2 protein-coding genes and 1 pseudogene are annotated in these 1,877 nt (G+C 65.3%); 2 read left to right on the top strand and 1 reads right to left on the bottom strand.

Annotation, left to right across the window (positions count from 1 at the left end):
• The first annotated feature begins 53 nt into the window (after positions 1–53).
• Entirely contained in the window at positions 54–653 is a 600-nt protein-coding gene (locus tag AC1D1G_RS44790) for an aldehyde dehydrogenase family protein (RefSeq protein ID WP_477956895.1), read from the top strand.
• Positions 572–787 (top strand): hypothetical protein, encoded by a 216-nt coding sequence (locus AC1D1G_RS44785; RefSeq protein WP_477956896.1) that lies wholly within the window; start codon positions 572–574, stop codon positions 785–787. The genes AC1D1G_RS44790 and AC1D1G_RS44785 overlap by 82 nt, the downstream gene beginning before the upstream one ends.
• Before the next feature lie 351 nt (positions 788–1,138).
• Here the strand turns inward: AC1D1G_RS44785 and AC1D1G_RS44780 are convergent.
• A pseudogene (locus AC1D1G_RS44780) lies at positions 1,139–1,877 on the bottom strand (acetyl-CoA C-acyltransferase); the annotation flags it as partial.

Below are 1,877 nucleotides of genomic sequence, written 5' to 3'. Positions count from 1 at the left end.
GATCTGCTCCGGCCGCTCACGCCTGATAGTGCACCGCTCCCGCCGAGACGAACTTGGAAGCGGTTGTGYGCCGAGCGAAAGCCCTCACGCACGCCGATCCGCTCGATTCTGCAACGACATTGGGGGCGATGGTTGAGGAGAATGCCCTGCAGCGGGTACTCGGATACGTTGACGCCGCGGTCGCCCAGGGCGCGGTTGCGGTCGCTGCTGCTCGCGCGCATTGGTCGAGATTGGCGGCGACTACATGGGACCCCCCCGTTCTCGACGGGGGTGTCCCCGGACGCGGTGCGGCGCAGCCGGAGATCTTCGGTCCTGTCCTGGTGTTCCTTCCGTTCGACACCGTGGAAGAGGCCGTCACCATTACCAATGGAATTCCGTTCGGGTCGGCGGCGTCGATGTGGACCGAGGACCCGTCCACTGCGCACTTGACTGCAAAGGGCATTCGGACGGGCACGGTGGGGTCAACTGCTATGAKGCCTCAGATGTCACGTCGATCGGGCGCTGAAACCGAACCGAATTGCGGCCGGCGGCCGCCGTCGTCGGTGAGAACCAGATCTTCATCGAGCTACGGGTGGCAAACAAGGCCGCCCTGTACGAATGGTTCTCCACGTCGGCGATCCTCGCGAAGGCGACGTCCGTCGAAACCGCCCTGATCCTGCAATCCTCAAACAGAGCGATGTCCTGTGGCCGCCGCTGGCATGAAGCGAATACTGCACGCGCGCCCACCGGCTCCCCTGTAGGCGGCGGCTCCCCCAGGACTGCCGCGGCCGGGGCGGAACACGACTAGAGCGAGCCGGACTGGATGCTCGACATCCTGCGGCGCGCACTGTCAACGGAGCTGCCACACTCGGATTGTGTTTCTTCCGAACCGTGTCGATGAACTAGATCAGACTTGGCGTGCACCTTCGCGGTCGAGTCACAGCCGGGCACGGCACACTTTCCGCATGGCGTCGACCGTGGCAGGAGACAGCTCCCCCGTTTCCCCGACCGTCAGGAGCATGAGGACACGCTGGAAGAAAGCATGGGCCTTGAGGTCGAACGCGTGAAGATCTCCTCATCACTACCGCCTCCGTACAGATGCCACGACCGGACGAAATCGATCATCGCGGCGTCGTCGACTCTGGTGTCGACCTCCGTCTCAATTGCTCCTTCGCAACCCTTGGGGAGAGCGCAGCACGATTGCCTGCCCTTGGCCGCCGCCACGACACAGTGCCGCCACGCCACGCCACGCCACGGCGCGAGAGCTCGAGCGCGAGATGCAAGACGACGCGGGCGTCGGACATCCCCAGCGGGTGGCCGATGGCAATCGCGCCACTGTTGACGTTGACCACCGCGGGAGCGAGCCCCAATTCCCGGGTGGCGGCGATACCGACGGCGGCGAACGCCTCGTTGATTTCGACCAGGTCCAGTTCGGCCGGCGTGAGACCCGCGGCCGAGCGGGTGGCCTTGATGGCTTCCGCCGGGTGGGACTGCAAGGTCGAGTCGGGTCTCGCGACGAGACCGTGGCCGGTGATTTCGGCGAGCCAGCGCAGCCCCCGGCGTTCGGCGACGGCGTTGTTCATCACCACTACTGCACAGGCACCGTCGGACAGTTGCGAGGCGCTTCCGGCGGTGACCGTGCCGGAGTGATGGAAGGCCGGCCGGAGCGCGCCAAGCGAGTCGACACTGGCCTCGGCCCGCACACCTTCGTCCTGCGTCACTTCGTACGTCTGGCCTTTCCGGGTGAGGGTGACCGGCACAATTTCGTCATCGAGAAAACACCGTCCTTGGTCGCGCGGGCGGCTTTGGTGTGCGAATCGACGGCGAAGCTGTCCTGCTCTTGCCTGGAGATCTTGTCGAGTGCTTGATTGTGCGCTTCGGTCAGGGCTCCCATGGGC

Source organism: Rhodococcus sp. P3_B8 (assembly GCF_056402775.1).
Note: the sequence above shows the minus strand (reverse complement) of the source record. Positions and strands in the feature narration are given on the sequence as shown.